This is a genomic window from Edaphobacter sp. 12200R-103 (assembly GCF_010093025.1).
Lineage (GTDB): Bacteria > Acidobacteriota > Terriglobia > Terriglobales > Acidobacteriaceae > Edaphobacter.
Window position 1 is genome coordinate 4153974 of sequence record NZ_CP048114.1, and the last position, 23953, is coordinate 4177926.

22 protein-coding genes are annotated in these 23953 nt (G+C 56.6%); 7 read left to right on the forward strand and 15 right to left on the reverse strand.

The genetic code is table 11. The features are described from left to right. Positions 1 to 3 precede the first annotated feature (3 nt). Both GWR55_RS17200 and GWR55_RS17205 read right to left on the reverse strand, forming a co-directional pair. Positions 4 to 435 carry a hypothetical protein gene (locus tag GWR55_RS17200; RefSeq protein WP_162403352.1) on the reverse strand — a complete coding sequence of 144 codons (432 nt, stop codon included), beginning with the start codon at positions 433 to 435 and terminating at the stop codon, positions 4 to 6. Positions 436 to 728: 293 nt separating this feature from the next. After that, a complete protein-coding gene (locus tag GWR55_RS17205) occupies positions 729 to 1709 on the reverse strand; it encodes an AraC family transcriptional regulator (RefSeq protein ID WP_162403353.1) in 981 nt (326 codons plus the stop codon). A gap of 119 nt (positions 1710 to 1828) precedes the next feature. Between GWR55_RS17205 and GWR55_RS17210 the strand changes: the two genes are divergently transcribed. Continuing rightward, positions 1829 to 2563: an SDR family NAD(P)-dependent oxidoreductase gene (locus GWR55_RS17210; protein ID WP_162403354.1), complete on the forward strand. Its 735-nt coding sequence runs from the start codon at positions 1829 to 1831 to the stop codon at positions 2561 to 2563. Between the two features lie 213 nt (positions 2564 to 2776). Here GWR55_RS17210 and GWR55_RS17215 read toward each other — a convergent pair whose 3' ends face one another. From GWR55_RS17215 to GWR55_RS17230, 4 genes are all read right to left on the reverse strand, one after another. Continuing rightward, the gene (locus GWR55_RS17215) at positions 2777 to 3508 is read right to left on the reverse strand and encodes a hypothetical protein (RefSeq protein WP_162403355.1); all 732 of its coding nucleotides are present in this window, start codon (positions 3506 to 3508) and stop codon (positions 2777 to 2779) included. A 674-nt stretch (positions 3509 to 4182) separates the two neighbouring features. Then, positions 4183 to 5016, reverse strand: coding sequence for an alpha/beta hydrolase (locus GWR55_RS17220; RefSeq protein ID WP_162403356.1), 834 nt, complete (start codon positions 5014 to 5016; stop codon positions 4183 to 4185). A gap of 86 nt (positions 5017 to 5102) precedes the next feature. Then, complete coding sequence (locus tag GWR55_RS17225; protein ID WP_162403357.1) at positions 5103 to 5894, reverse strand: alpha/beta fold hydrolase; 792 nt, start codon at positions 5892 to 5894, stop codon at positions 5103 to 5105. A 223-nt stretch (positions 5895 to 6117) separates the two neighbouring features. Continuing rightward, entirely contained in the window at positions 6118 to 7038 is a 921-nt protein-coding gene (locus GWR55_RS17230) for a helix-turn-helix domain-containing protein (protein ID WP_162403358.1), read from the reverse strand. 205 nt (positions 7039 to 7243) lie between these two features. Here GWR55_RS17230 and GWR55_RS17235 point away from each other — a divergent pair, with 205 nt between their 5' ends. Next, positions 7244 to 7732 carry a TetR/AcrR family transcriptional regulator gene (locus tag GWR55_RS17235; protein WP_238398494.1) on the forward strand — a complete coding sequence of 163 codons (489 nt, stop codon included), beginning with the start codon at positions 7244 to 7246 and terminating at the stop codon, positions 7730 to 7732. Between the two features lie 468 nt (positions 7733 to 8200). Here the strand turns inward: GWR55_RS17235 and GWR55_RS19410 are convergent, their stop codons facing one another. The 5 genes from GWR55_RS19410 to GWR55_RS17265 form a co-directional block, all read right to left on the reverse strand. Continuing rightward, positions 8201 to 9640, reverse strand: a complete 1440-nt coding sequence (locus tag GWR55_RS19410) for a ThuA domain-containing protein (RefSeq protein ID WP_238398495.1) — start codon at positions 9638 to 9640, stop codon at positions 8201 to 8203. 205 nt (positions 9641 to 9845) lie between these two features. Then, positions 9846 to 11648, reverse strand: a complete 1803-nt coding sequence (locus GWR55_RS17250; protein ID WP_162403360.1) for a hypothetical protein — start codon at positions 11646 to 11648, stop codon at positions 9846 to 9848. 22 nt (positions 11649 to 11670) lie between these two features. Beyond that, positions 11671 to 12444 (reverse strand): ABC transporter ATP-binding protein, encoded by a 774-nt coding sequence (locus GWR55_RS17255; RefSeq protein ID WP_162403361.1) that lies wholly within the window; start codon positions 12442 to 12444, stop codon positions 11671 to 11673. Between the two features lie 335 nt (positions 12445 to 12779). After that, positions 12780 to 15410 (reverse strand): ABC transporter permease, encoded by a 2631-nt coding sequence (locus GWR55_RS17260; protein WP_162403362.1) that lies wholly within the window; start codon positions 15408 to 15410, stop codon positions 12780 to 12782. A gap of 8 nt (positions 15411 to 15418) precedes the next feature. Beyond that, positions 15419 to 15745, reverse strand: a complete 327-nt coding sequence (locus GWR55_RS17265) for a PadR family transcriptional regulator (protein WP_162403363.1) — start codon at positions 15743 to 15745, stop codon at positions 15419 to 15421. 350 nt (positions 15746 to 16095) lie between these two features. On the opposite strand from GWR55_RS17265, the gene GWR55_RS17270 reads away from it, so the two are divergent. After that, positions 16096 to 17322, forward strand: a complete 1227-nt coding sequence (locus GWR55_RS17270) for an amidohydrolase family protein (protein WP_162403364.1) — start codon at positions 16096 to 16098, stop codon at positions 17320 to 17322. Between the two features lie 187 nt (positions 17323 to 17509). On the opposite strand, the gene greB is transcribed toward GWR55_RS17270, so the two are convergent. Beyond that, a complete protein-coding gene (gene greB / locus GWR55_RS17275) occupies positions 17510 to 18100 on the reverse strand; it encodes a transcription elongation factor GreB (protein WP_162403365.1) in 591 nt (196 codons plus the stop codon). A 191-nt stretch (positions 18101 to 18291) separates the two neighbouring features. Beyond that, a complete protein-coding gene (locus tag GWR55_RS17280; RefSeq protein WP_202925533.1) occupies positions 18292 to 18876 on the reverse strand; it encodes a DJ-1/PfpI family protein in 585 nt (194 codons plus the stop codon). A gap of 299 nt (positions 18877 to 19175) precedes the next feature. On the opposite strand from GWR55_RS17280, the gene lepB reads away from it, so the two are divergent. Beyond that, positions 19176 to 20009 carry a signal peptidase I gene (lepB, locus tag GWR55_RS17285; protein WP_162403366.1) on the forward strand — a complete coding sequence of 278 codons (834 nt, stop codon included), beginning with the start codon at positions 19176 to 19178 and terminating at the stop codon, positions 20007 to 20009. A 213-nt stretch (positions 20010 to 20222) separates the two neighbouring features. Here the strand turns inward: lepB and GWR55_RS17290 are convergent, their stop codons facing one another. Continuing rightward, positions 20223 to 20828: a TetR/AcrR family transcriptional regulator gene (locus tag GWR55_RS17290; protein ID WP_162403367.1), complete on the reverse strand. Its 606-nt coding sequence runs from the start codon at positions 20826 to 20828 to the stop codon at positions 20223 to 20225. A 161-nt stretch (positions 20829 to 20989) separates the two neighbouring features. On the opposite strand from GWR55_RS17290, the gene GWR55_RS17295 reads away from it, so the two are divergent. Further along, positions 20990 to 21736, forward strand: a complete 747-nt coding sequence (locus GWR55_RS17295; RefSeq protein ID WP_162403368.1) for an SDR family NAD(P)-dependent oxidoreductase — start codon at positions 20990 to 20992, stop codon at positions 21734 to 21736. A 171-nt stretch (positions 21737 to 21907) separates the two neighbouring features. Here GWR55_RS17295 and GWR55_RS17300 read toward each other — a convergent pair whose 3' ends face one another. Beyond that, the gene (locus tag GWR55_RS17300; RefSeq protein WP_162403369.1) at positions 21908 to 22249 is read right to left on the reverse strand and encodes a helix-turn-helix domain-containing protein; all 342 of its coding nucleotides are present in this window, start codon (positions 22247 to 22249) and stop codon (positions 21908 to 21910) included. Positions 22250 to 22359: 110 nt separating this feature from the next. On the opposite strand from GWR55_RS17300, the gene GWR55_RS17305 reads away from it, so the two are divergent. Together GWR55_RS17305 and GWR55_RS17310 are read left to right on the forward strand one after the other, a co-directional pair. After that, positions 22360 to 22803: a DUF1772 domain-containing protein gene (locus GWR55_RS17305; RefSeq protein ID WP_162403370.1), complete on the forward strand. Its 444-nt coding sequence runs from the start codon at positions 22360 to 22362 to the stop codon at positions 22801 to 22803. 47 nt (positions 22804 to 22850) lie between these two features. Next, entirely contained in the window at positions 22851 to 23948 is a 1098-nt protein-coding gene (locus GWR55_RS17310) for a metal-dependent hydrolase (RefSeq protein WP_162403371.1), read from the forward strand. The last annotated feature ends 5 nt before the right edge of the window (positions 23949 to 23953 follow it).

Sequence of the window (23953 nt, forward strand, 5' to 3'; positions counted from 1 at the left end):
GCTTCAGTCCAGCGGCTTGAGGTTTGGTTCGATCCACGCGAGACGTGCCTCGGTCGAGGCGGAGAGATCGAAGTCATAGTATTCGCGAGAGATGTCGCGGCGGCAAGCAAAACGCTGTACGGCGAGTGCGGCAAAGGAGGCACGGCCCAGCGCGGGATGCTCCCGCCGGAGCGCGTCGAGAAGCCGAATCCACATGACCGTGATGGTCTCGTGATAGCCGCTGGTGGGAGTGTTCTTGCCGCCGACAGATTCGTTGTACCGCCGCACGCAGTTACGCATCTTTGCGAGCGCTGCCTCGCGGCCCATCTGATGAACGTAGCAGGCTCCGGTCAGAAGGTGCGCGGCGTGGGTCCATTCGGCTTTGGGCAGCGTGCAGCCCTCAAAAGCGCTGATAAATTCGTCGATTTGCGCCTCTGTGATTGGAAGCGTTGGCATGCCGCCAGCATAAATGGGTTTTCCACGCGGTTCGCGCATCATCGTACGAAAGTTTTGTATGAGGATTTGCTCGCGCCAGGATTGGCAGAGAGGCGAAATCAGGGAACGTCCCGGCTGTACCTCACACCCTTGCACGTTCTCACGGTGTTTAAGCGCGCGCGGTATCTGGAGCGCAAATCTCGGCAGGGTACAGACATGTCTGCCCGGTTTGTTTCTCCACTCGAAGGTGATCCTTCTTACAAGTCCTCATATAGGAAGTAGTTTGCTCAAGCAGTCACTTTCGCGAACGGCATTTATCGGGATGGATCGTAACTTTCAAAACCGCGTTTGAGATATTCGCCAGGGTTGGCCCCGACAACTCGCTTGAACGCCTTACTGAACGCGGCGTCGGACTCGTAACCGACCGACCGGGCAACATCGATGAGCTTCTTGTCGCGCTGTTCGAGTAACTGCATCGCCTTCTGCATCCGCCATTCAGTGACATACTCCAGCGGTGTTTGCCCAAGAAGCTCTTTAAAGCGCGCTGCGAATGCGGAGCGAGACATACCCGCTGTTGTGGCCAGGGATTCGACCGTCCAGGGGGTGTTCACACTGTCGTGAGCGGCGCTCAGGGCAGTGCCTATTTGAGGATCGAAGATCGCACGAAGCCATCCTTTGTTGCGTTCCGGTCCCGACGCGATATGCGCCCGGAGTGCCTGGATAAACAGAACTTCGCCTAGCCGAGCCGCAACGGCTTCGGACCCCGGCGCCTGTTCCGCCATTTCTGAGGCCAGCGCCTGCATGGTGGTATGAAGAGCAAGCGTGTGGGCCTGATCGGCCTTAATCAGAATGAAGCTCGGCAATAACTGAGTGATCGGCCTCAAACTGGCGTGATTAAAACTCAAGGAACCACAGACGATCGTCGTCGGTGCGCCGCCACCGCCATAAAAAGCGACATTGCCATTGGCCGTGGCCCCGATCTCGCTGAAACTCCACTTCGGACGTGTCTGCGGGCTGTCACGCAAAATAATCGAAGTCCCCTTAGCCAACAAAAAGCAATCGCCACCGGTGAGGGGTATCGGCTCCGGAATACCTTCGACACTGAGCCAGCAGTTGCCGCGCAAAAGCATCGCGAAGTGCGCCAGATCCGTTGGGAAAGTCTTTTTGCCGGAAGGGGTGACTTTTTCTTCGGCCTGATTTTCCTGTTTCACACCCCACGGGGCTGTAGCTTCGAGCCTGTGCAGACCGAAGGCGGTTACGTGCATCGTTCTGAAGATGTCAGTGATCGGGTCCAATATAACCTCTCATCTTGGACGAATAAACAAAAGATTAGGACTTGCAGGCAGTTCTCGTCCACTGCCAAAGAAATCTACTCCTTTGTAGGAATGCTACACATCTACCGAAGGGAGTCATCATGGGAAAGCTTGAAGGTAAGGTTGCAGTCATCACGGGTGGATCGAGCGGCCTGGCGCTGGCCAGTGCCAGGCGGTTTGTTGAAGAGGGTGCCTACGTTTTCATCACGGGTAGGAGGCAGGAGCAGCTCGACGAGGCCGTCAAGCTGATTGGCCGGAACGTGACCGGCGTGCGCGGTGACGCGGCCAATCTCGATGACCTCGACCGTCTGTTCGACACGGTCAAGCGAGAAAAGGGCAGGATCGACGTCCTGTTTGCGAGCGCCGGCAGGGGCGAGGCCCTGCCACTGGGCGAGATTACCGAGGAGCACTTCGATGCGACCTTCGGCCTGAATGCGCGCGGAACGCTGTTTACGGTTCAGAAGGCGTTGCCGCTGTTCAACGATGGCGGATCGATCATTATGACCGGCTCGGTCGCTTCGGTGAAGGGTTTTCCCGGTTTCGGCGTGTATGCGGCGAGCAAGGCGGCGCTGCGCTCCTTCGCACGCACGTGGCTCAACGAACTGAAGGGCAGGAATATCCGGGTGAACGTGCTGGGTCCGGGGCCGATCGCTACACCAATGCAGGAAGAAGTTCTGACCAAGGAGGCGAAGGAGATGTTCGAATCCTTAATTCCGCGGGGAAAGATGGGGCAACCTGAAGAAATCGCAACGGTCGCGGTGTTTCTTGCTTCAGACGATTCGAGCTTCGTGAATGGAGTGGAGTTGAACGTCGACGGCGGCTTCTCAGCCATCTGATATCAGCGGATCTCGGTGAGTGCATGATCGAATGCACTCATCGAGATCCGATCAGTAACGATATGTCGGCTTGTCATCAGGAATCCATTGATGATGAGAACGGCGTTTCTCGTTAGTTATGAATTCTCAGTTAGAGATAGGCTGCGCACGATGGGCATGTGATCTTTGCCGGTCTCTCGATGCATTGAGTGACGAAGGCACAGAGCGGGAAACTTAATGATCGCCCTCGACAGCTGCTCTGACAGTCCGCAGATTTTCAGGGGTCGCAGGAATAACGCCGCAATAATGCGGGGAAACCGGGTCTGAATCCTCTTTGAAAAGCAATATCTCCGTCGGTGCGATTGGATCCAACCCCGACCATATGGCACGAACATCGCCGGAGTGCCACGAACCCGATCCCTTCAGGCTTTCAACTAACCGCGCAGGGTACGGGGACCACTGACGCTTTTGGACGTTGGGTTTCTCAACTTGCACAAGGGCGACATGCTCCGAAGCTTCTACCAGGTCTTCAAGCGGGTATGTGCACTCTCCGATTCGTCTCCTGATTACGGAAACACCCTTACTCTCTGCTGTGTATTTTGCCCAGGCGGATGGCAGCAAATCGCCCATCTCTCTACATGGAACCCAACGTGTTATGCACGAAAAGTTGACCGCAGTCAGCCATTCGACGTCTTCTTGCTTCGTTGCTGCGGTGAATTGCGTGAAGAAGTAGCCAATCGTTCCCGTCCTTAGAACTGTGCGGTATTCCGGATGCGGATCTTTCTCCGGCCAGAGATCGTACGGCTCAAGATCGCGTGTAGGTGTACCTATCACACGGCTAAAGAGTGACCCTCCGGCGGGTGTATTCGTTCCGAGCGAAAACGAAGTCTCGATGACCAAATTATTCTGAAGGCGGAAGCCTCCTTCGACATCGGTCAGGTGAGCGCCTAGCAATGTTGCTGCCATTCGCTCAGTTCGAACGAAGAGATTAAAAAATCGATCAGAAATTACGATTGGCCCGGTCACCATTCCTACCGAGTTGAAGTGAATCCCATAATCACAATGATCCACGTCGCACGTGCCTCTGTAGCCACCCCACCTACCCAACGCTGCATCAATGTTTGTGCATCGCTCCAGGAACTCCTTTCCAACTGCAGCCCTCGGAGGTCTGAGAGCAAATTCTCAGCCCGTCTCCGCGTAATCCGCTGGCTTATCTGTACCGTCGCAAGGAGGACGAGGTATATAACCAGCAGGCTGGTCAGCACCCACTTGCACAATTTCCATCCATTCGAAAGGGGAATCATGCCGATTTATACACCCTCTCGGGTTCGTGCGGTTCCCCTGTCCGAAAAGGGATATGGCTCTGCTTTGTCCGCTAAGTCGGGCACCTCGAACAATGACGAAGAGCAGGCAGAGGGGACAGCTACAGAATCGGTCCTGACAAGTCGGCTTAGCGGAAGAGAAACAAAAAAGCGGCGGATCCGTGAATACGAGCCACTCATCTAAACCTCTACCGCTGTCTGCCAGCTCGGCCTCTCCCGCGACACGTTCCAAGAGACTTACCTTGATCGGAAAACCCAAAAGGGTGCAAATGGACACAGACTTGTGTCCATTTGCAAAATACTTCCCGGGTCGATCTATTACCGCCCTTCGACGGATGTCGCCGCCTGCTCGATAAACTGTGCGACTCTCCGCGGCTCTTGAAGCATTGCGAGATGGCAGGTCGGCAAAGTGATGGTGGTGGCGTTGATTTTCTGCGCCATCTGCTCCTCCAGACCTGCGGTAATCGCCTTGTCTTGAGCGGCGACGATGAACCATGAAGGTTTCGTCCGCCAGGCAGGTGTGACAGTCGGTGTTGCCGAGAGCACAGCAACAGACGCGGGCCCCTGGGTTACTGTCAGCAGCGCCTGCTCAGGTTTCGGTAAGTCTTGAGCAAAGGCTTCGGCCACGCCTTGCGCGGAGATGGTGACGAATTGAAAGGCTGGATCGAAGTTAAGAAACGGTGTGAGCGGAGATGGGGTCTTCAGCGTTCCGAGCAGGGACAGCGCGGACTCGCCGGTGTCGGGGGCAAATGCGGCAACATAAACCAGGCCCACGACATTTGCATCATTCCCGGGCGTGTCTCCGATGACAACACCTCCATACGAGTGTCCGACGAGCAGCACTGGACCCGGGTATGCCGTGGTAATGCGGGCGATCGCACGCTCCGTTACAGCGTCATCATCTGCAAGGGACGTAAGAGGCAGTTGCACTGCGATGACATGGTATCCGTCCTTCTCCAGCAGCGGAATCACGCCGGACCAGCTTGATCCGTCGGCCCATGCTCCGTGAACCAGCACGATGTTTCTGACGCCGCGGCTGGCCTTATCTTGCGATGATTCTGGGTTTTGTTGGGCATAGCCAACGTTATGGAATCCTGCCGTCAGCAGAAGTCCGGCACTCAACACTTCCCGGATTACTTTTCCTATTTTCATAAATCATCCCTTTCCTATGTTGCGTTCTTCATGGCGTACGTTGGAAGGTTCGGCCAACGTGCTTTGGGGCTCGGGTTGGCTCTTCTCTAGTTCCTGCCGGCCTTTGACGCGGCGTCGAGGATCACAGCGGCGACCTTCGACGGTTGCGCCAGCATGATTACGTGGCTGGAGGTGACAATGGTAGTTGTCGCTCCGATTTTCTTCGCCTGAGACGCTTCGAGATCGGGTGATATAGCCCGGTCATTTGCGGCGATGATGTACCAGGACGGTTTCGACTTCCAGGCTGGAGTCGTAACCTCTCCCTTCATTGCGGCAACGCTAACCGGCACCTGCGTCGCGGTCAGAACCTCAATTTCCTTGGCGGGTAAGTCCTGGGCGAAATCCTCCGCAACTCCCTTCGGAGTCAGTTTGAGGAAACCACTTTTGTCAGGACGCAACTCTGCCCCGATCGGTGTTGCAACGCTAGTAATGAGGCCGAAGGTCGATTCTCCCTGATCCGGAGCTACGGCCGACACATAGACCAGTCCGGCCACTTTGGCATCATTGCCAGCTTCGGTGATGACAGCTCCGCCGTACGAGTGCCCGACCAGCAATACCGGCCCGTCCTCAAGAGCAATGGCCCGTTGCGTTGCTGCAACATCGTCGGCGAAGGACGTCAGCGGAATCTGAACCGAGACGACATGAAGCCCCTTCGCCTCCAGCAATGGAATCACCTTCGACCAACTCGAACCGTCGGCCCATGCCCCATGAATCAGAAGGACCGTTTTTGTTCCGTGAGGGGATGGTGTTTGTGCCGTCGCCCTGGCGGCAGGGCTGATAATTGCGAGTAGCGCGACACACGTCGACACTACGTTTCGAACAAGCTTGAATGCATGCATTGTTTTCTCCTGGGTGTAGGGAAGATCCGTGCAGGACTTGAAATGCCTCGGCTAGAGCCCGTAGGGCCCAGCGAATGGGCACAACCACATTTCCTGTGGTCATTCTCACGTTCGCTATCCTGCACTCTTTGAGGCTAGGTTTGGAGGAGGGGAGCCTCTAGACGATAACCATCATAGGCTGGCGATTTCTGCTTGAATGTCGTGGGAGAATCGCCCGCAAAGGCTATGCGGCCACGTGTCGTCCCCGCCGCCATATGCCCGGAGTTACCCCGTGAATTCGTTTGAAGGAACGGTTGAGCGCAGATTGATCCGCGAATCCGCACCGAATGGCGATGTCGGCAAGGGGTAGGCGCGAATTCGTCATCAGGTCTCTGGCCCTATCCACGCGGCGCTCAATCAACCACCGATAAGGAGGCGTGCGAAATGTTTGTTTGAAGGCCCGGGAGAAGTGGCTTACGGATAATTCACATGCTTCCGCGACCTGCTGGAGGGCGATATCGCCATCCAGATGAGCTTCCAATAACTCTGTTGCTCTTCGCATCTGCAGAGACGAGAGCCCGCCCCGAAACTGGGGAGCCGACATTCTTACGCCGCCATACGAGCAGACAAAATGAGAGTTCAAAGCCTGCAAGACATGGTCCAGAAAGATCTTCGAAGCGTGAAGGGGGCGCTCCAGCGCCGACACGAGGGGCTGCCCGAGGTGGTGGACGACAGAATCAAACCCTCCCTGCGGCCACACCAATTGCGGCACTCGCGGCGCGCGATGAGCATAGGCAACTTCATCCAGAGCAGCCTGAGTGACGTATAGAACCAGTGCATCGAAGGGATTCGGAAGCAGCACGGCTGGCTCCTCCGTCAAGTCGATTGCGCTGACTCCACCGACTGGGTAAGGACCACTCGATACCTTTTTCCTGCCATAGAATTGCTCGATGAAAGGGATTGGTTTGAGTTGTAACACAACAATGTGCCCACGTTCGCCGACAACCGGCTGCGTCATTTCTGGAAGGCCGACGGTACTCCGAATCCTGCCAAACGAGAACGGAGCGCGTCCGGACAGACGAAAGTCTGCCGTAGGTGAGTCCCTGAGATACAGCGTGTCGGCGAGTTGACTCCAAACGGTGGGAACTTCGGTGGCTGTATTCATAGATGGGTGACCTCAATCCTCTTCAATTGAATGGGGCCCAGGATTCCAGTCTATATTTAGAGGTTGTGTGTACTCTAAAAGCGACAAAATATCTGCTTGAGGGCGAAGAATGCGAAAGTCACGAGCCGAGACAGCCGAAACCAGAGCAAGGATCCTCTCGACCGCCTCAAAGATGTTTTTGGACAGAGGTCTGGGGGCGGTCGGCATGCGCGATGTGATGGCCGGTGCAAGTCTCACTCCGGGTGGGTTTTACCGGCATTTCCGATCGAAGGACCGGCTGATCGCTGAAGCAAGCAGTGCCGCATTGGACCGAGCGTTCGTCATGCTAGAGGGCGAAACCGCGGGCAAATCGCAAGCCCAGGCTGTCGAGAGAATTGTTTCTGTCTACCTGGGGCAGTCGCAAGTCGCCGGTAAACCCTACCTTTGCCCTCTCGCTATGATTGGCGCCGAACTCCGCCACTCGGACCCGCAAGTGCGGGCAATTGCCATCAACGGCTACCAGCGCATCGTTCAGCTCATTGCAAGTCGTCTCGAAAACCGGACAAAGCGTGCAGCTTTGGTGACTGCAGGCGGCATTGTCAGCACGCTCGTGGGCGCTGTTACGCTTGCTGAAATCGCACCGGAGCCGGCCATCGCCAGCGCCATCCTTAGCAAGGCTAAGGCACTTATCACAGAGCTTGTTGGTCGGCCGTAAGTCTTTTGAAGTTCAGCTTTCCAAAGTATAGAAACCGCACTAGCGATGCGCGGATGTTGCCGGAAACGCTTCTGAATACGCGAAATCGCCATTGCGCTCATCCAAGGAAACCGATTGGTAGCGGGAAGTCGGCTTAGCGGAAGAGAAACAAAAAAGCGGCGGCTCCGAGAAGGAGACTGGATCGCTCTCCCGCTGGAAGGCGAGAGGGGAGAGCATGATGACAGGATGCTGGTCGTGCTGCGAATCTCTCCGTGCGAATTCCCCCATTAGCCCGGCTGAGTGTGCAGCTTCCGGAATTGGATTTTATGAGACGAATGTCCGAGGGTCAGTTCAAACCCTTACTCGATGAGTGCATTGCCCGTTCTCGTCAATTGAGATCTGGTCACTTTTTCCCGCAAATAACAGCTCTTAACGCATCTCGGCGTCGAGTGCACTGCACTCGACGCCGAGATATTTTCAGCCGATCGTTTATTTCACTGAGGGACTGTCGTCGGCTTTCAGGTCGCCAAGCGCGTATTGAATCCCCGCTCGAAGGTGCTCCAGCATCGGCGTCATGGCATACACTCGATCGCTGTGGCCGTGGCCTTCGTAGAAGACTCGCCCGTTGCCTTCGCGGCGAATATAGCTCAAGGCATAATCGCCATCGGTTCGCGGATCCGCTTCTTTTGCTTTGTCTTCGGCACTCATCTTGCCGTAGTCGATACTCGTCAGTACATGCACGTTCTTCCGCGAGAATGAGTCCTGCTCGAAGGTATACGTCTCGTCATGAATCTCGAACTCCTTGCCATGGAACATGGCCGTCAAGGGGCTCTTCGGGTCATCGATCTTGACCGTAATCAGCTGCGGATCGGGCCAGTGAAATTTGAAGTAGCCGCCAATCAACTTGTTGAACTCCGGCCACTGCAGGACAGGCTTCGCTTCCAGATGGAGATGACGCATGTCCGGCGGAGGCAGCAACGAATTGAAATTCGCCACGAAATCGGCGCGGGTCACCTTGCCTGTATTGCCGGTATCCAGCTTCCGGAACCAGTCATCGGCAAGCGCGGCCCACTGCTGCCGGCTGACGGTCTCTCCCCTACTCCCGTTGGCTGCTGTAACCAGCCGGGATGCTAAAACCAGCGCCCCCAGATTCCGTCCAGGACTGCCGCTCTTTGCAGCGGCCTCACCTGCCACGCAATCGGTGTGATACGAGTCTGTCGCGGCGTGGATTGCGGCAATACCCTTTCCACCTCTCACAAAACTCAAGAAGGCTGCTCGGCGCGCCGTCGTGACCGCCGGATTCGGATCGTCAAGAAAACACGCAGTGGTGCTGTCCAGGAAGATGGCGTCGTATTTCTTGAGATTCGCGGTGTTGATATCCGCGGCGTCGTACGTAACGGTTGTGGTCCATAAGCCACCCTGGTTCCCCAGTGCCTCCACCGTCTTCGCAGCCAGTGGAATGGAGGCGTGTACGAACCCTCCCGCGCCTGTATGAGCCAGCACCAGCACCCTGCGCGAGCGCATCGGCCTGGCGCCGGGGGTAGTCGGCAAGGCGGCCATCATGGCAGCCACAGCGGCTTGCGATACGGCAACCGGCGTCGAATTTCCGGCTGGATTGAACGTGTTGGCTTGCCCGGGCTTCACGGCAGGCGGCGCAGGCAGCAACGTACTGACCCCGGCCTCAATCTGAGACTGGGTAAGCGTTCCGCTCTTGGTGGTGTTCCAGGCCGTAAACCAGGAGTTGAAACCGGACTCCAGCTCGGACCGTGTCAGCGTTCCAGCCTTATGGGTATCGAGGGCGGCAAATAGCGCTTGAGCTGTTTGGCCACTGCCCCGTCTCTGCGCCTGCAAGCCTGCGATACCGAATGCAAGCAGCGCAACAGCGCCCGTCGAGATACAAGTCGTTGCAATTAATCTGATATGTCTCATAATCTTCGCCGGAATGAGTCTACATCGAATGCGACCTCGAGTCGCCGCGTTAGAGATACTTGAACCGGTTTTGGCAATTTGGAGAAGATCTTCTAACACGAGGCAACGGTATTTCGGCGAAGAAAATGAGTGCATTGGCCTGGTCTCGTCAACTGGCACGCGATTCCGCGATGTCTGCCCAGACAAAATGCCTCCTCGCAGCGTCTCAATAGCGCAGGCCGAGCTTCAGTGGGAAGTCTTCTTCGTCGTCCTCGAGGCCGGGCAGACTGCTGTGTTCCCGGATAATGGCGCGATGTTGGCGGCAAAGTGCCAGATGCGTTGCGGCGATTGCAGCGACGGCAAGAACGAAGTGTCCCGTCCCGGCTTCCATCCACGGTTCAGCGACAAGCGGGAGCCACGCCACCACGGGAACGAATGCAATGTACTTGAGGGCCGCGATAGCGAAGTTGGGTTGTTCCCTGGCCCGCTCGCCGGTGAAGGCCACGGTCTTTACGTTCAAGAAGAAGATGTCGGTCAGCAACACGGACATCCCGACAGCGACGAGTAACTGGCTTGCCGTGGCCCCGAAGGTGCGAAGTTCCGGCGGAGCGATGACACGAAGCGCCATGCTGCCCCCCAAGCTGATGATCAGTCCCCAAACGAGAGCCCAGGTCTTCGCGGCCAGCAACTGATCCATCGCCGTCTGGAACGGCGCCGGTTTGCCGTGGACGCTGTGAAACACCCAGCTTCCCTGACGATTGCCGGGAGAGACAAATGCCATCCGCAGCCCGGCAACCGTCCAGAAAGCCATGATTCCGACAGCGGCGCGAATGCCGTCGGAGGAGACTTCCGCCCGAATGTGATTCTGTACAACGGCCAGACGAAGAATGGTGGCAGTCACGATCGAAAGGCCCACTCCTCCACAGAGAACAAGATAGATGCGGTAACGCTGGACGCGCAGAAGGGTTTCGCTGATGAAGTGAAAGACAGCCCGCTGAACCGGACGCTGCACCAGCGTAGCGTTGATCGCCGCGTGTAGCGGCGGCGCCATCCAGCTTCGCGTGGCGTGCGCACCGGTTCCGATGGACAGTTGGCGTACCCGGCGCAGGTAGGCGATCGGATAAGCGAGTGCGGCTACGCCGGTAGCCAGAAGCAGCGCCAGGCATCCTGTCTGCGCCAGCTGTGTGTAGATCGGCAACGCGGAGGGTCCCTCCATAAGGCGCTGATAGACGCCCAGGAACCAGAAGGGAGGAAAGAATCGCGCGAAGACGCTCCCGGACTGAAGCAGGACTGGAACCGTTCCGGACAGAACCGGGAACAGGAGCAGGAGCATCAGCAGCACAGTGATCAGGAGGCCCTGCAAGGCAAGAGAGAACCTGCGGAAGATGCGTTCGCCGAAGACGGAAAGCAGTGTGCCCTGCAGGGCAAGAAGAAGGACGGCAGCGAACAGTCCGCTGCCCGCTACGGCGAGAAGATGGCCGGCCAGAAAGCGGAAAAGGCTGGGTGGATCAATAGCTGCGGGAAGAACCAGCGGCGCGAAGATATTGGCATCGAAGAGGAAGCCCGCGATGAGAATGGCGATGGCGGCAATTCTCGCGAGGAAGAGCCTGCGGGCCGGGATGGGCAGCGTGGTCAATACGAAGAGATCCAGGAGATCGGGGAAGAACATGTCCCACTCAAACACGGTAACGATCCCCATCGCCACAAAGGAATAGACCACAAAGAAGAAATGATGATTGACCCGCAACCAGTACGGTGGTCCTGCAACGGGCGCATGCTTTTGAAGCGAGAGGATGAAGGGATGGTAGACAGGCCATAGATACATCGCCACGATGAATCCCGGGAGCCCGGCAGCAACTGCGACGAGAACCAGGCGCGCTTTGGCGTCGCCGTCGGGAGATGCCGTTTCGTGATTGAAGAACCGCGCCAGAAAATGGCGAACCAGACGCGAGAACTGGCTTCGTTGGGGCTCTTGCGCCGGGCCACGCTCCGCCTGAACTTTCAGGGGAAGCACCTCCTGCTCCGACATTGTTAAGAAATGCTGAAAGGATTTATGCATGGTCGGTCCGCATCACGTCCACGATCTGCTGTGCGGCGCTCCTGGTGTCCTGCTGCTTGACCAGTTGCGCGAAGACCTTTTCCAGATTCGGAAGCTTCATCAAACTTGCAAGATCGTCTGGCCGGGCGTCGGCGACGATTCTGCCTCTTGCAATGACAACGACGCGGTTGCAGACCTGCTCCACGATCTCCATGACATGCGAGATATAGAGAATGGACTTGCCTTCAGCCGCCAATAACTCCAGGAGGTCCTTGAACAGCCGCGCAGAGACGACGTCAAGTCCTGAGAGCGGTTCGTCGAAGATAAGCAGCCTGGGATCGTGTAACAGAGCTGCGGCGATCAACACCCTCTGGCGCATCCCTTTGGAATAAGAGGACATGGGCGTGAATTGCCAGGAATCGAGATGCAGGAGTTTGAGCAGTCGAGTCGCCTTCGCTTCAATGAGATCCTCTCCAAGACCACGGAGTCTGCCAACCAGCTGCAGGTACTCCAGTCCTGACAGGTAGGTGTAGAGATGGGCTTCCTCAGGAACGTACCCGAGGACACTCCGGAAAGCGACCATATCCTTTCGAATGTCCTGGCCTTCGAAGAGCACCCTTCCGTCGTTTGGCCGGAGCATTCCCGTGATGATCTTGACTGTCGTTGATTTGCCGGCACCATTCGGCCCAAGAAAACCGACGATCTCGCCAGGGACAAGATTAAAACTCACATTCTGAATCGCCGGAATGCCGCGGAAATTTCTAGAGAGGTTTTGCAACTCAAGCATGACGTCAGCCTCCGTCCCGCCCATCGCATCTGATGGTCGGATTCCGACTATATCTAAATCCGACTATTAAGTCTAATGAAAGATGAAACCTCAGCGGTGGCTTTCAGTCTCTTCAGACATTCCATGGAAGAAGAGTGGGTCCAAGGAAGAGAGTGAACTTCACTGCGCTCCGATACCGGGGGCGAATCATCCCGATTCAAGTCGCTCTCTCGATCAGAGCAATTGGCGTCGAATCGCCAAGGCACTCATCGTCAGTAATCCGCAGATCGGTTCTTAGCCCAACTTAGAGGAGTGCATTGTTCTGTTCTCGTCATTTGGGAATTGGGCTCATCGGTCTACTCCGTGCGCAGTGCCTCTACAGGATTGACCGAAGCGGCGTGGCGCGCGGGGATATAGCTGGCGAGCAGCGCTGAAAAGCCAAGTACCACGGCCACACCGGCAAGTGTGCCCGCATCCCATGGTTGAGTGCCGAACAGGAGTTTGCGCATCAGGAACGCTGCTGCTACGGAGCAAACCAGTCCCGCCAGAATGCCAATACCAGTCAGCCATCCCGCCTCTCTCAAAATAAGTTGGTAGACAGAGCTGCGCTGCGCGCCGAGCGCCATACGTACTCCAATCTCCTTCGTCCGCTGGCTTACCGAGTAGGCGATCACACCATACAAGCCCACAACACCCAATAACAACGCCATCGCTGCGAATCCCCCCACAAGCCACGCCGACGAGTGATGGAGATAGCTCGACTGCGTATGATGGATACGATCTTCCATCGTCTCGGCATTAAAAGTCAGGATGTCAGAGTCGATCCGGTGGACCGTCTCCTCGAGCGACTTCGCCAATTCCTGCGGCGCCCGGGCCGTCCTGACGACCACAAAGAATGCATTGTCAGGCTCCTGATTGAATGATGTGTACAGCACTGGCTGAACCTCAGCATCCAGCGGCCCCTCCTTAATGTCGCCGACAATACCGACGACCTCAATCACCGGGGATGATGCGTCGTACCGGATATGTTTACCTATCGCGTCCTCGCCTGGAAAATACTTTCGCACGAAGGACTGGTTGACGATCATCACGCGCGGCTTCGAAACATCGTCAGACTCGGTGAAATAGCGTCCACGTACTAGCCGCGCCTGCATCGTGCTGAAGTACGTAACCCCTACCTGACGGCTGCTCGATTCGTAGCCAGTCCCATGTTGCGGCCGGCCGATGATCTGGAAGGTCGTATTTCCTCCGGCAACATTCGCCACAGGAACCCCGTGGGTCACTGCCACCGACTGAACTCCAGGCAATCGCCCCGTCTCTTCCATCACACGCCGTGCCAGCGAAACCACCATCTCGTCTTTCGAGTAGCGTGAGTGCGGCGCCCTCAATCTCATGATTCCAAGATGGTCCGGCTGAATTCCTATATCGACGTGCAGCAGCCGGTAGAAGCTCTTGCCCAACAATCCCGCTCCCACCAGCAATACCATTGCGGTGCAGAGTTCCAGCACGACAAGGTTCGCCCCTAGATGTCTCCACGCCGTCCTGGCACCACTGCGACCGCTTTCTACCAAACCGGCGCGCAGATCGGTCAACGAAAGACGAAGCGCGGGCGTGAACGAAAAGAGCGCTGCCATCGCGAAACCAACCGCCACGGCAAAGCCAATCACGTGCAAATTCAGCCCCAGCCCTCGTAGATAAGGCATACTCGCCAGGATATCGACCGGGACAAGCTGTACCAGCAAACGGATCCCTCCGTAAGCAGTGCACATGCCTACAAGACTCCCTGCTGCGGCCAGCATTACTCCCTCCGTCACGAACTGTCGGATGAGCCTTATACGCGAAGCGCCCAGAGCGCCGCGAACCGCGATCTCATGCCGGCGATTCTCTGAGAGAACGAGCACCAGCCCTGAGACATTCACACACGCAATCAGCAGAAGCAATACCGCGCCGCTCAACAGCAGCAACAGGATCGGACGCAGATTGCCTACGATCACCTCAGTCAACGGTAAAACCGTTGCGCCACGCCCATCATTTGAGTCCGGATACTGTTTCGCCAACCGCTCTGCGATTGAGCTCATATCAGATGCTGCCGACTCTAGCTTCACTCCGTCCTTCAGCAAGGCAATCGCGAACAGTCCGTGCTCTCCGCGGCCATTTGGATCGGACGATGCGTGAAGCGCCGTCCAGAACTCAGCGGCTCCGGCGGGCGCGAAGTGAAACTTCTGTGGCAGCACTCCGACAATGACGTGGGGTACTCCTTCCATCGTGACGGACTGGCCTAATACATCCGATCGTCCGCCGTACCGGTTCTGCCAAGCGGCATAGCTCAGGATTACGGTACGCGGCCCACTCGGGCCATCCTCGCCGTCGTGAAAGTCGCGTCCTATAACAGGAACGACGCCCAATGCGCGAAAGAAGCCGGAACTGACGGTAGCGCCGTCTACCAGTTGTACTCTCGCCGTCGTATTCAAAGCCATAGAGGTATGGTGATACGCTTCCACGGAACGGAAGACTTTGTTCTGTTTCTTCCAGTCCAGATAGTCGAGATATGACAGATGAAAGCGCTGCCCCAGGGGGGTGCTTTCAAACAACGACACCAGCCGCGATGGATTCTGATACGGTAACGGCTTGATCAGCACAGCGTCGACGAAGGCAAAGATTGCAACGCTGGCGCATATACCTAGCCCCAGCACCAGGATTGCCGTACAGGAGAACCCGGGGTTCCTTTTCAACTGACGGAACGCGTAGCGTATATCCGACCAGATGCTGTAGAGCGTCAGGGCTGCGTCCGCGCCAATCACTTGCTCCTTCGTGCTCGACACATTGCCGAAGCGAATCAGCGCATCGCGGCGTGCCTCCTCGGCAGACATACCGCTGTCCATGTTCTCCTCGATCCGCATCTCGATATGGGAACGAAGTTCAGAGTCGATGTCGCGGTCTACCTTCAATCGGGTAAAGAGATTCGAAATGCGACGAAGCAGCGACATAGGTCCACCTATACATAGCGCAGGATGGCGCGCACGCCTTTCACCAGATGCTCAAAGTTCTTCTCTTCTTCCTCTAGGCGCTTCCGTCCCGCAGCGGTCAACTTGTAGTACTTCGCCTTGCGGTTTGTCTGGGTCAGTGCCCAATCTGCAGCAATCCATCCGCGCTGCTCCATGCGGTGCAGCGCCGGATAGAGCGAACCCTCCTCGACACGAAGCAGATCGTCCGATGCCTGCTGGATGTGGGCCACGATTCCATAGCCATGCATCTCTCCCATTTGAGAGAGAGTTTTCAGGACCAGCAGATCCAGCGTCCCCTGGAGATCGTTCTTCGCCATACGTCTCTTCCTCTAAACAACTAGGTGTAGGGATTACGCTAGCCTAGATGTTTAGGGTTGTCAAAGGTAGATTTGCAATTTCCACCCACAGTTTCTTTCGATTATTCTGGAGCGCCGCTGCTTAAATTTGTGCCAAAGATCGCCAATGCACTCATCGAGTACGGGATTAGTAGCGACAGGGTAGGCTGAGTGAAAGTCAAAAAAGCGGTGGCCCCGCGAGGAACGCCGCATGTGCTTTACACCTCCGAAGGCGGCTTTCGCCAACCGCGCAGGTTAGCCGATAGCGATGAGCTAACATGGCTGTGTATTTGCTGGCTTCGATGAGTACTGGTGTGTGACAAGGAACTCCGATGATCGGAAGTTTGTGTAGCCGGGCACTTGCGCTTGCAGTGCTGCTGTTCTTTGCGCGTGCAGTCGGTTGGACACAGGATTTGGCGATTACAGGCGCTTCGGTTTATACCTCGCCGGACGCACCGGTACGCAGGCATGTAACCATTTTGATCCGTCATGGCGTGATCGCAGGCGTCGGGGAGCATGTGCCTATCCCGAAGGGCATCCCGACGATTTCCCTGCAGGACGGTGTTGTGCTCGCCGGATTCTGGAATGCGCATGTGCATTTCATGGAGCCAAAGTGGAACGATGCGGCGCATCAGCCTGCGGAGAAACTGACACACCAACTGGGCGAGATGCTCACCCACTCAGGCTTTACAACCGTGGTCGATACGGGTTCGGATGTAGAGAATACCGTCGCATTACGGAGGCGGGTAGAGAGCGGCGAAGTCCTCGGACCACGCATCTTCACCGCGGGTATCCCTCTTTTTCCTGCTCATGCGTTGCCTTACTATCTGGCGGACCTTCCGGCAGATTTAAAGGCAAAGCTGGGCCAGCCAGAGACGGCCACGGACGCAAGGACGCTTGTCGACAAGAACCATGCCGCGGGAGCCAACATCGTAAAGCTCTTTACGGGTTCGATTGTGGAACCGAATCGCATTGCTTTGATGCAAGTGCCGATCGCGCGTGCCGCCGTTGAGGAGGCGCATAAGAGCGGACAACTGGTCTTCTCGCACCCTTCAAATCTGGAAGGAACAAAAGTGGCAATCGACGCTGGTGTCGATGTCCTTGCTCATACGCCGGAGAGCACGAAGGGAATTGATGAGGACGTGTTGCGACACATGATTTCACAACACATGACGATCATTCCGACCCTGAAGCTCTTCTCCCAGGACAACGATATCGCGAAGATTCGCGAACTCGATTACCGCTTCCATCAGCTTGGAGGGAGACTCGTTTACGGCACCGACACCGGTTTCCTTCCGGATTACGACCAGCGCGAGGAATTTCGCCAACTGATGGCGGCGGGACTAACCTTTCGCGATGTGTTGGCAATGCTGACGACCGCTCCGGCGGCTCTGTTTCATCTGGAGCGACACGAGGGCAGGGTGATGCCGGGAATGCGCGGAGACCTGACGGTTCTGTCCGAAGATCCGTCGTCAGGGAATGCCGAGGCGTTCACGGCGGTTCGATATACGATCCGCGGAGGCATCGTAATCTGGCAGTCAAATCAGACGACGAAGTGAATCTGCATGAGGGGCGATCGCTCTCCTGCCGGAGGCGAGAGGGGAGAGCACGATGACAGGATGCCGGTCGGGCTGCGAATCTCTGAGGAAGATTTGCCCCACTGGCCCGGCTGAGGATGCAGCTTTCCGGGAAACGCGTTTATGAGACCCATTTCGTTTCGTGGCACACGCCAGTCATCGATTCGCGCTAGGACTGTTTTGCGGCAGCATACGATCCCGGAGGTTCACGAAAGGGTTCTACGTCAATGCGCTCGTAACGCACCTCCAGCACCGTCAGACGTTCTTTGCCGCCCGGTGCTTCGAGAACGACGCTGTCCCCCTCGGCCGACCGCATCAACGCGCGGCCCAGAGGACTCACCCAACTGACATGGTTGCGGTCGAGGTCAACCTCGTCCGCGCCGACGATGCTCACCTCTCGCTCCACTCCCGCGGCATTGGCATAGAGCACTGTTGCACCGAAATATACCTTCGTCGCCCGCAGGCCCGATCTCGGAGCTTCCGGATCAACTACTTCGGCAGCTTCCATCCGCTTGGAGAGATGGCGAATCCGCCCATCGATCTGGCGCAGCCTACGTTTGGCGTACTGATAGTCGGCGTTTTCACTACGATCGCCATTGCTGGCAGCCCACGCTACGACCTCCGCCACAGCCGGGCGGTCCTTGATCAGCAGAAACCGGTGCTCCTCTCTCAGGCGCTCAAGTCCACCGGGCGTGATGTAGTTCTTGACGTGGACTGCCGGCGAGTCATCTTGCGGTCTTCTGGTAAAGCCTTTACGCATTTCGTATTATTCCACCCCGAATCCAGCAGGTCTTCCAATGACAATAATGACGGCCACTGGGAAAGATAGTAAACAGGTACCCGCTGATGCTACGGCTTCATCGCGGCATGAGTAGGATGACGTTGCGTCCAGGAAACGCGTTTATCAGGACTAATACTCAACAGATCCGCGATTCTGTGAACGGCCGGAGTTCAAGACCGACGAAATGACGCCAGGCAGGCAAAGACCTCCCGGTAGAACTCGGGATGCGATTGCCAAGTCTGTCCAGTGACAAGGCGGCCATCACGAACAGCCTGCTGGTCTACAAATGTACCGCCACCTTGTTCCGCTTCGACGCGAACGTGTTGGTAGCAGGTAATGCGTTTACCTTTCGTGAGGCCCGAGGCGGCGAGTATCTGGATGCCATGGCAGATGGCAAAGATCCATTTTTGCTTCGCGTCGAACTCGCGGACAATATCGAGCAACCGCCGATCGTTGCGGAGGTACTCAGGAGCACGACCTCCAAGAATGAGAATGGCATCGTAGTCATTCACATTTATTTGGTCGAACGAGATGTCGGACTCCAGGCCGTAGCCGGGGCGCTCGACATAGGTATCCCACCCTGGCTCGAAGTCGTGCATTACGAGATGGAGGCGACGAATCGAAGGAGCGGCAACGGTGGTGCGCCACTCTTCCTCCCGAAACCGATGGACCGCATAAAGCGCTTCGTAAGATTCACCGGCGTCTCCAGTAACAATTAATATATGTGGCATTTCGGTGGCCAGTGTATCATCCAAGCCAAACTTGAGACCCTGTTGGTAGAGCCTTGTAGAGGCTGACGGAGTTGACCACACCTGAACGTTTATCGACACCGATTCTGAAAATGAGTCGAGGTGTTTACTCCTATAGAACTTCCGGACGGAAACTTACCGCTCGCGCGCCGAATCCTCCGGAGAACTCTACGTTGCACAGGGATTTGATAGACTCCGGTCAAGAAGCAAACTCGACGATAGTCAACCGTACATGAAATCAGTTTTTTTGAGTGACCGCTGCGAACGCCCCTGAGGCTCGCAAAGCCTTCCTGAGGAGCCCTTGGATGCGCCCAGCGACGAAGATTTCTCCTGTTTCAACGAAGCCCGCGGCTTCTGCCAACATCAATCAGGAGGAGACTCCTTTCGAGGCGCTGGCCAGCATCTGCTCAGTTCTAGTAGTGGGCCTGTTCATCCTGACATTCGTAGCTCAGAACTACGTCATTCCGTCAGGCTCGATGAAGAACACCCTGCTTATAGGTGATCACCTGGTGGTCGACCGGATTACGCTAATGCCTGCCGCTTCGTGGATGCCGCTGATAAGATCCCGCGAGCCGAGGCGCGGCGATATAGTGGTGTTCTATAAACCCGTTTATCAGTCTGGTATTGATGCGACTGACGCCGATGGAACTCCTCAGTACACTCCTTTGGTGAAGAGATTAATTGGCGTACCTGGCGATCATATCCATCTGCGCAACGGCATCGTGATTGTGAATGGCGTCGTGCAGCCTGTTGGATTTGCGCAGCCGACGACGACGGATAACTTCAACGAATTCCTCGATGATTTTCCCGCAGTTCCTCCGACGGAGGCGAATGAGTCCACAGAGTCGTGGGCTGTGAACTTCCAGAATTATGTGCGCGACGGCGACCTGGTAGTTCCACCCGGCATGTACTTCATGATGGGGGACAACCGGCACAATAGCCTCGACTCGCGCTTCTGGGGCTTCGTGCCGCGCGCCAACATCATTGGCCGTCCGCTGTTCAACTATTGGTCGTTCGAGGCCACTGATGGAGAACTTGAACAAACAGGATTCGCTCACAAGCTCGCGTGGATCGGCCACGTTCTGGTGCATTTCTTCCCAGACACGCGCTGGAAACGCACTTTCCACGTTGTTCGTTGAACCGAAATTGTAAGATCCTGATTTGATCTTGGGGCGCTCCAGTCGTATGACCGCCTAATCGGCAATTACTATTTGTGCACTACCAGACATGCCAGCTGGAGTACCTGCCAGGATTACTCCCCAGACGTTGGCTTGTCATCAGGAATCTATTGATGACGAGAAGGGCGTTTATCGTTACCTATAGAGTCGATGAACGAGCCAGGCGACGGCCTCTCACCTCCGAATGCCAAGGTGCCTGAGTGCGAGTTCAGCGGTGCGCTTCAGTTCTGCTTTGGTAGAGCCATTGGCTGCCTGGACTGCAAGTCCGCTGAGTAGAGAGGAGAGATACCGTGTGTAGTCATCCACATTCTCATCTTTAGGAAACTCGCCGGCTCTCCGAGCCTTCAGCAGCCGGGATTTGATCGCTGCCTCGTTCTCCAGACGTATCTCCCTCATCAAGAGTTTGGCAGGCTCCGTATCGGTCCCACAGGAGATTGCTCCGGTCAGCGTGAAACAACTTGAGGGATGGTCCTTTGCACCAAGAAATTCGACGGTATTGTCGAATGCGGCAAGAATGAACTCCCGGAAAGTAGGCTGCTCGAGTGCCTTCGCCATGTACTGGGCAGGCCGATCGACGTAGCGTTTCGCGGCCAGCGCGAAGAGTGCCTGCTTGTCTCCGAAGGCGGCATAGATGCTGGACGGATGTATTCCCATGGCCTGCGACAGATCCGCCATCGCCGTCCCTTCATAGCCACGCTCCCAAAAGAGTCGCATCGCTATATCCAGCGCGGCATCTTTATCGAACGCTGTCGGCCTCCCGGGCTTCGGTATGGGTTTCATAGGCTCCTCCCCATTTTAGATTCCAACTCTATGAATCCGATGCAGCATTCGCCACATCTGTAATGATCGTTCGATTAATTATTGAACGATCATTCGATAAGTGGTCCGGCGACATGATTTTACAGGTGTCAGCCGGAGCATCAAGCCAAAGGAGAACAGAAATGGGAATATTGACAGGAAAGGTCGCAGTCGTTACCGGCGGCAATAGCGGCATCGGACTGGCGACCGCCAGGCGCTTCGTGGAGGAGGGAGCATACGTCTTCATCACTGGTCGTAGACAGGCAGAGTTGGATAAAGCGGTGGCCGTTATAGGCAACAACGTCAGGGCTATCGCGGGAGATCTCTCAAAGCTCGAAGACATCCAAACCATCGCTGCCACGGTGAAAGACGTGAAGGGAGTCGTGGATATCATCGTGTCCAATGCCGGGTTCACGGAACAAGCTCCGCTCGACACTCTCACGCCTGAGCACTTCGACAAGGCTTTCAACCTGATGGCCCGGGCTCCGGTCTTTCTGGTGCAGAAACTTCTTCCGCTGATGGGGAGAGGCAGCTCGATCATTCTAGTCAGTTCAGCCATGCATCTCATGGGCATTGCGAACCACACTGCCTACGCAGCGACGAAGGCGGCAACGCGCTCTTATGCTCGTACGTGGGCTGCGGAGTTCAAGGATCGCGGTATTCGCGTCAACACCCTTAGCCCAGGTGTTACCGATACCCCCATCCTTGAAGCCCAATCGGAATCCGGGGGACGCGACGAGGTGGTGAACATGTACATGAGTATGATTCCTCTCGGTCGGCTCGCAGAGGCTGTGGAGATCGCGAACGCGGCCGTCTTCCTGGCTTCAGATCAAAGTTCTTATATGACAGGTGCGGATCTTATGGCAGACGGAGGCGTCGGCCAAGTCTAAGGGCACGAAATAGGAGCGGCGATGATGAGAGCGCCAGGGCCCTGGCGTTCTCATCGTTACGCGACCAGGAACGGCTTCCTCCTGAAATCGGCTTGTTGTCAGGGATCATTGAAGAATTCAAATAACTGGTCGAGTCGCGGATTTTGTGACAGCCTCATAACCGCCGTCTGTTCAGGGTTGCCCTGGGTTGTGTTCTATACGAGCAAGATGGATTCGCCCCCAGGCGCAGAGATGTTCCAGCACAGGAAGCAGGGTGAGGCCGTACTCGGAGATGGCATAGGAGACGCCGCGCTGCCCGTGGTCGGTGCGCGAGACGATGCCGTCGTCGGTGAGCTCTTTGAGGTGCCGGATCAGCATCCGTTCCGTGATCTGAGGGATGCTCTTTTCCAGCTCCATCGGGCGCCTGGGGCCTTCGAGCAGGCACCAGAGAATCGTGCCCTTCCACCGTCCGTCGATGACGGTAAGAGTGGCGTCAATCGGGCATGGAGAGATCTCTTTTTTTGAAACAGCCATTTGGCTTGCGGCCTCCCTGGATCGAGCTGACATATTCGTCAGCCTGGATTTGTGAGTCGATTCACGGTACCCGCCACTCTCAAGCATGAGGTTGGAAGGAGCCGGAATTCATGCACGGTATCGATATTGTTACGCTGATGATGGCAGGTCTGCTGGTGGGCAACGAGCTTACCGTCTCGCTCTTTATCAATCCTGTGATGCGGCAGCTGGGCGATGAATCCCAGAGGCAGGCCCTGAGCCTTTTTGCCGCACTTCTGGGGCGTGTCATGCCGTTCTGGTACGCACTTTGTCTTGTGCTTTTTCTGGTAGAAACATATGCTCGCCGGGGTGAACCCGCAGCTTCGTTCCTGCTCTCGGCTTCAGTCCTCTGGGTCGCAATTATTATCTGGACGATCCTTGTACTGGTGCCGATCAACAACCGGATCGCCGGGCTTGCCGAACAGACTCAGTTGAAGGAGTGGCTGCCGGAGCACACGCGATGGGAGAGGCTTCATCGCATTCGTATTCTTCTTCTCCTGGTTGCGCTGGCGTTTGTCACGCATGCGCTCGTATAGCATCGCCGGTCTGGTGGGCCGCGCTGGCCTGTATGCTGGATTCAGACATGGAACCCGTCACGCACTTTATGACCGGCGCTGTTCTCTCTCGCGTCGGATTCAACCGGAAGGCCGCTTACGCGACCCTGGCGATGACGCTGGCGGCCGAAGCTCCCGACCTCGATGTGCTGTGGTCGCTTAAAGGACCGGTGGCCGCGTTTGAGCATCATCGCGGCTGGACTCACACGCTGATCGGGATTCCGTTAGAAGCTGCTGTGGTCACGGGAGTGATCTGGCTGGGTCATCGCATCTTTGCGCGAAGAAGAGCGTCGGAAGCAGGGAGCAGGCATAGGGAAATCAGGAGCAGGGAGTCCGGTGCTCCAGTGCGGTGGGGCCTCCTCTACTGGTTCTCTGTCATCGCGTTGCTCTCGCATATCCTGCTGGACTGGACCAATAACTACGGTGTGCGGCCGTTCTTTCCCTTCAATCCGCGATGGTACGCAGGCTCCATCATCTTTATCGTCGAGCCGGTGATGTTTGTGTTGCTGCTGGGTGCGCTGGTGGCCCCGGCGCTCTTTGGTCTGATTGGCAGCGAGGTGGGTGCGCGCCGTCCAAGATATCGAGGGCGGGGGTGGGCGGTCGCGGCGTTGCTGGGAATCGTGGCGTTGTGGGAACTGCGCTTTGTCGAGCGCCAGAAGGCGATGGACCTGATGGCGCAGTCGGGTTTGCAGCAGGCCCAGGTGGTGCGGGTGACGGCGGACCCCTTCCCGGTCAATCCCTTCCGCTGGCAGGCCGTGATGGAGACGCCTCTGCTGTACCAGGTGGCGCGAGTGGATACGCTGAGTGGCGATGTCAGCTCCAGCCCGCAGGCGGATATCTTTTACAAACCGCCGAGCACTCTGGCGGCTCTGGCGGCCAAGCGAAGCTGGCTGGGGCACGTCTACCTGGACTGGGCGCAGATTCCTTTAGTGAATGACCTGGGAACGACGGGGGATGGATTAACCACGGTTACGTTCCGCGACTTGAGGTTTATCTATGGGGCACCGGTCTTTGGACGGGAGAGCACATCGTTGGACGGGAAAAGCACACCGCTGGAGGGAGTGGTGATGGTGAACGGCGACCGCCGTGTCGAGGAGATGCGGATGGACGGCCATACGCAGCACTGAGATTT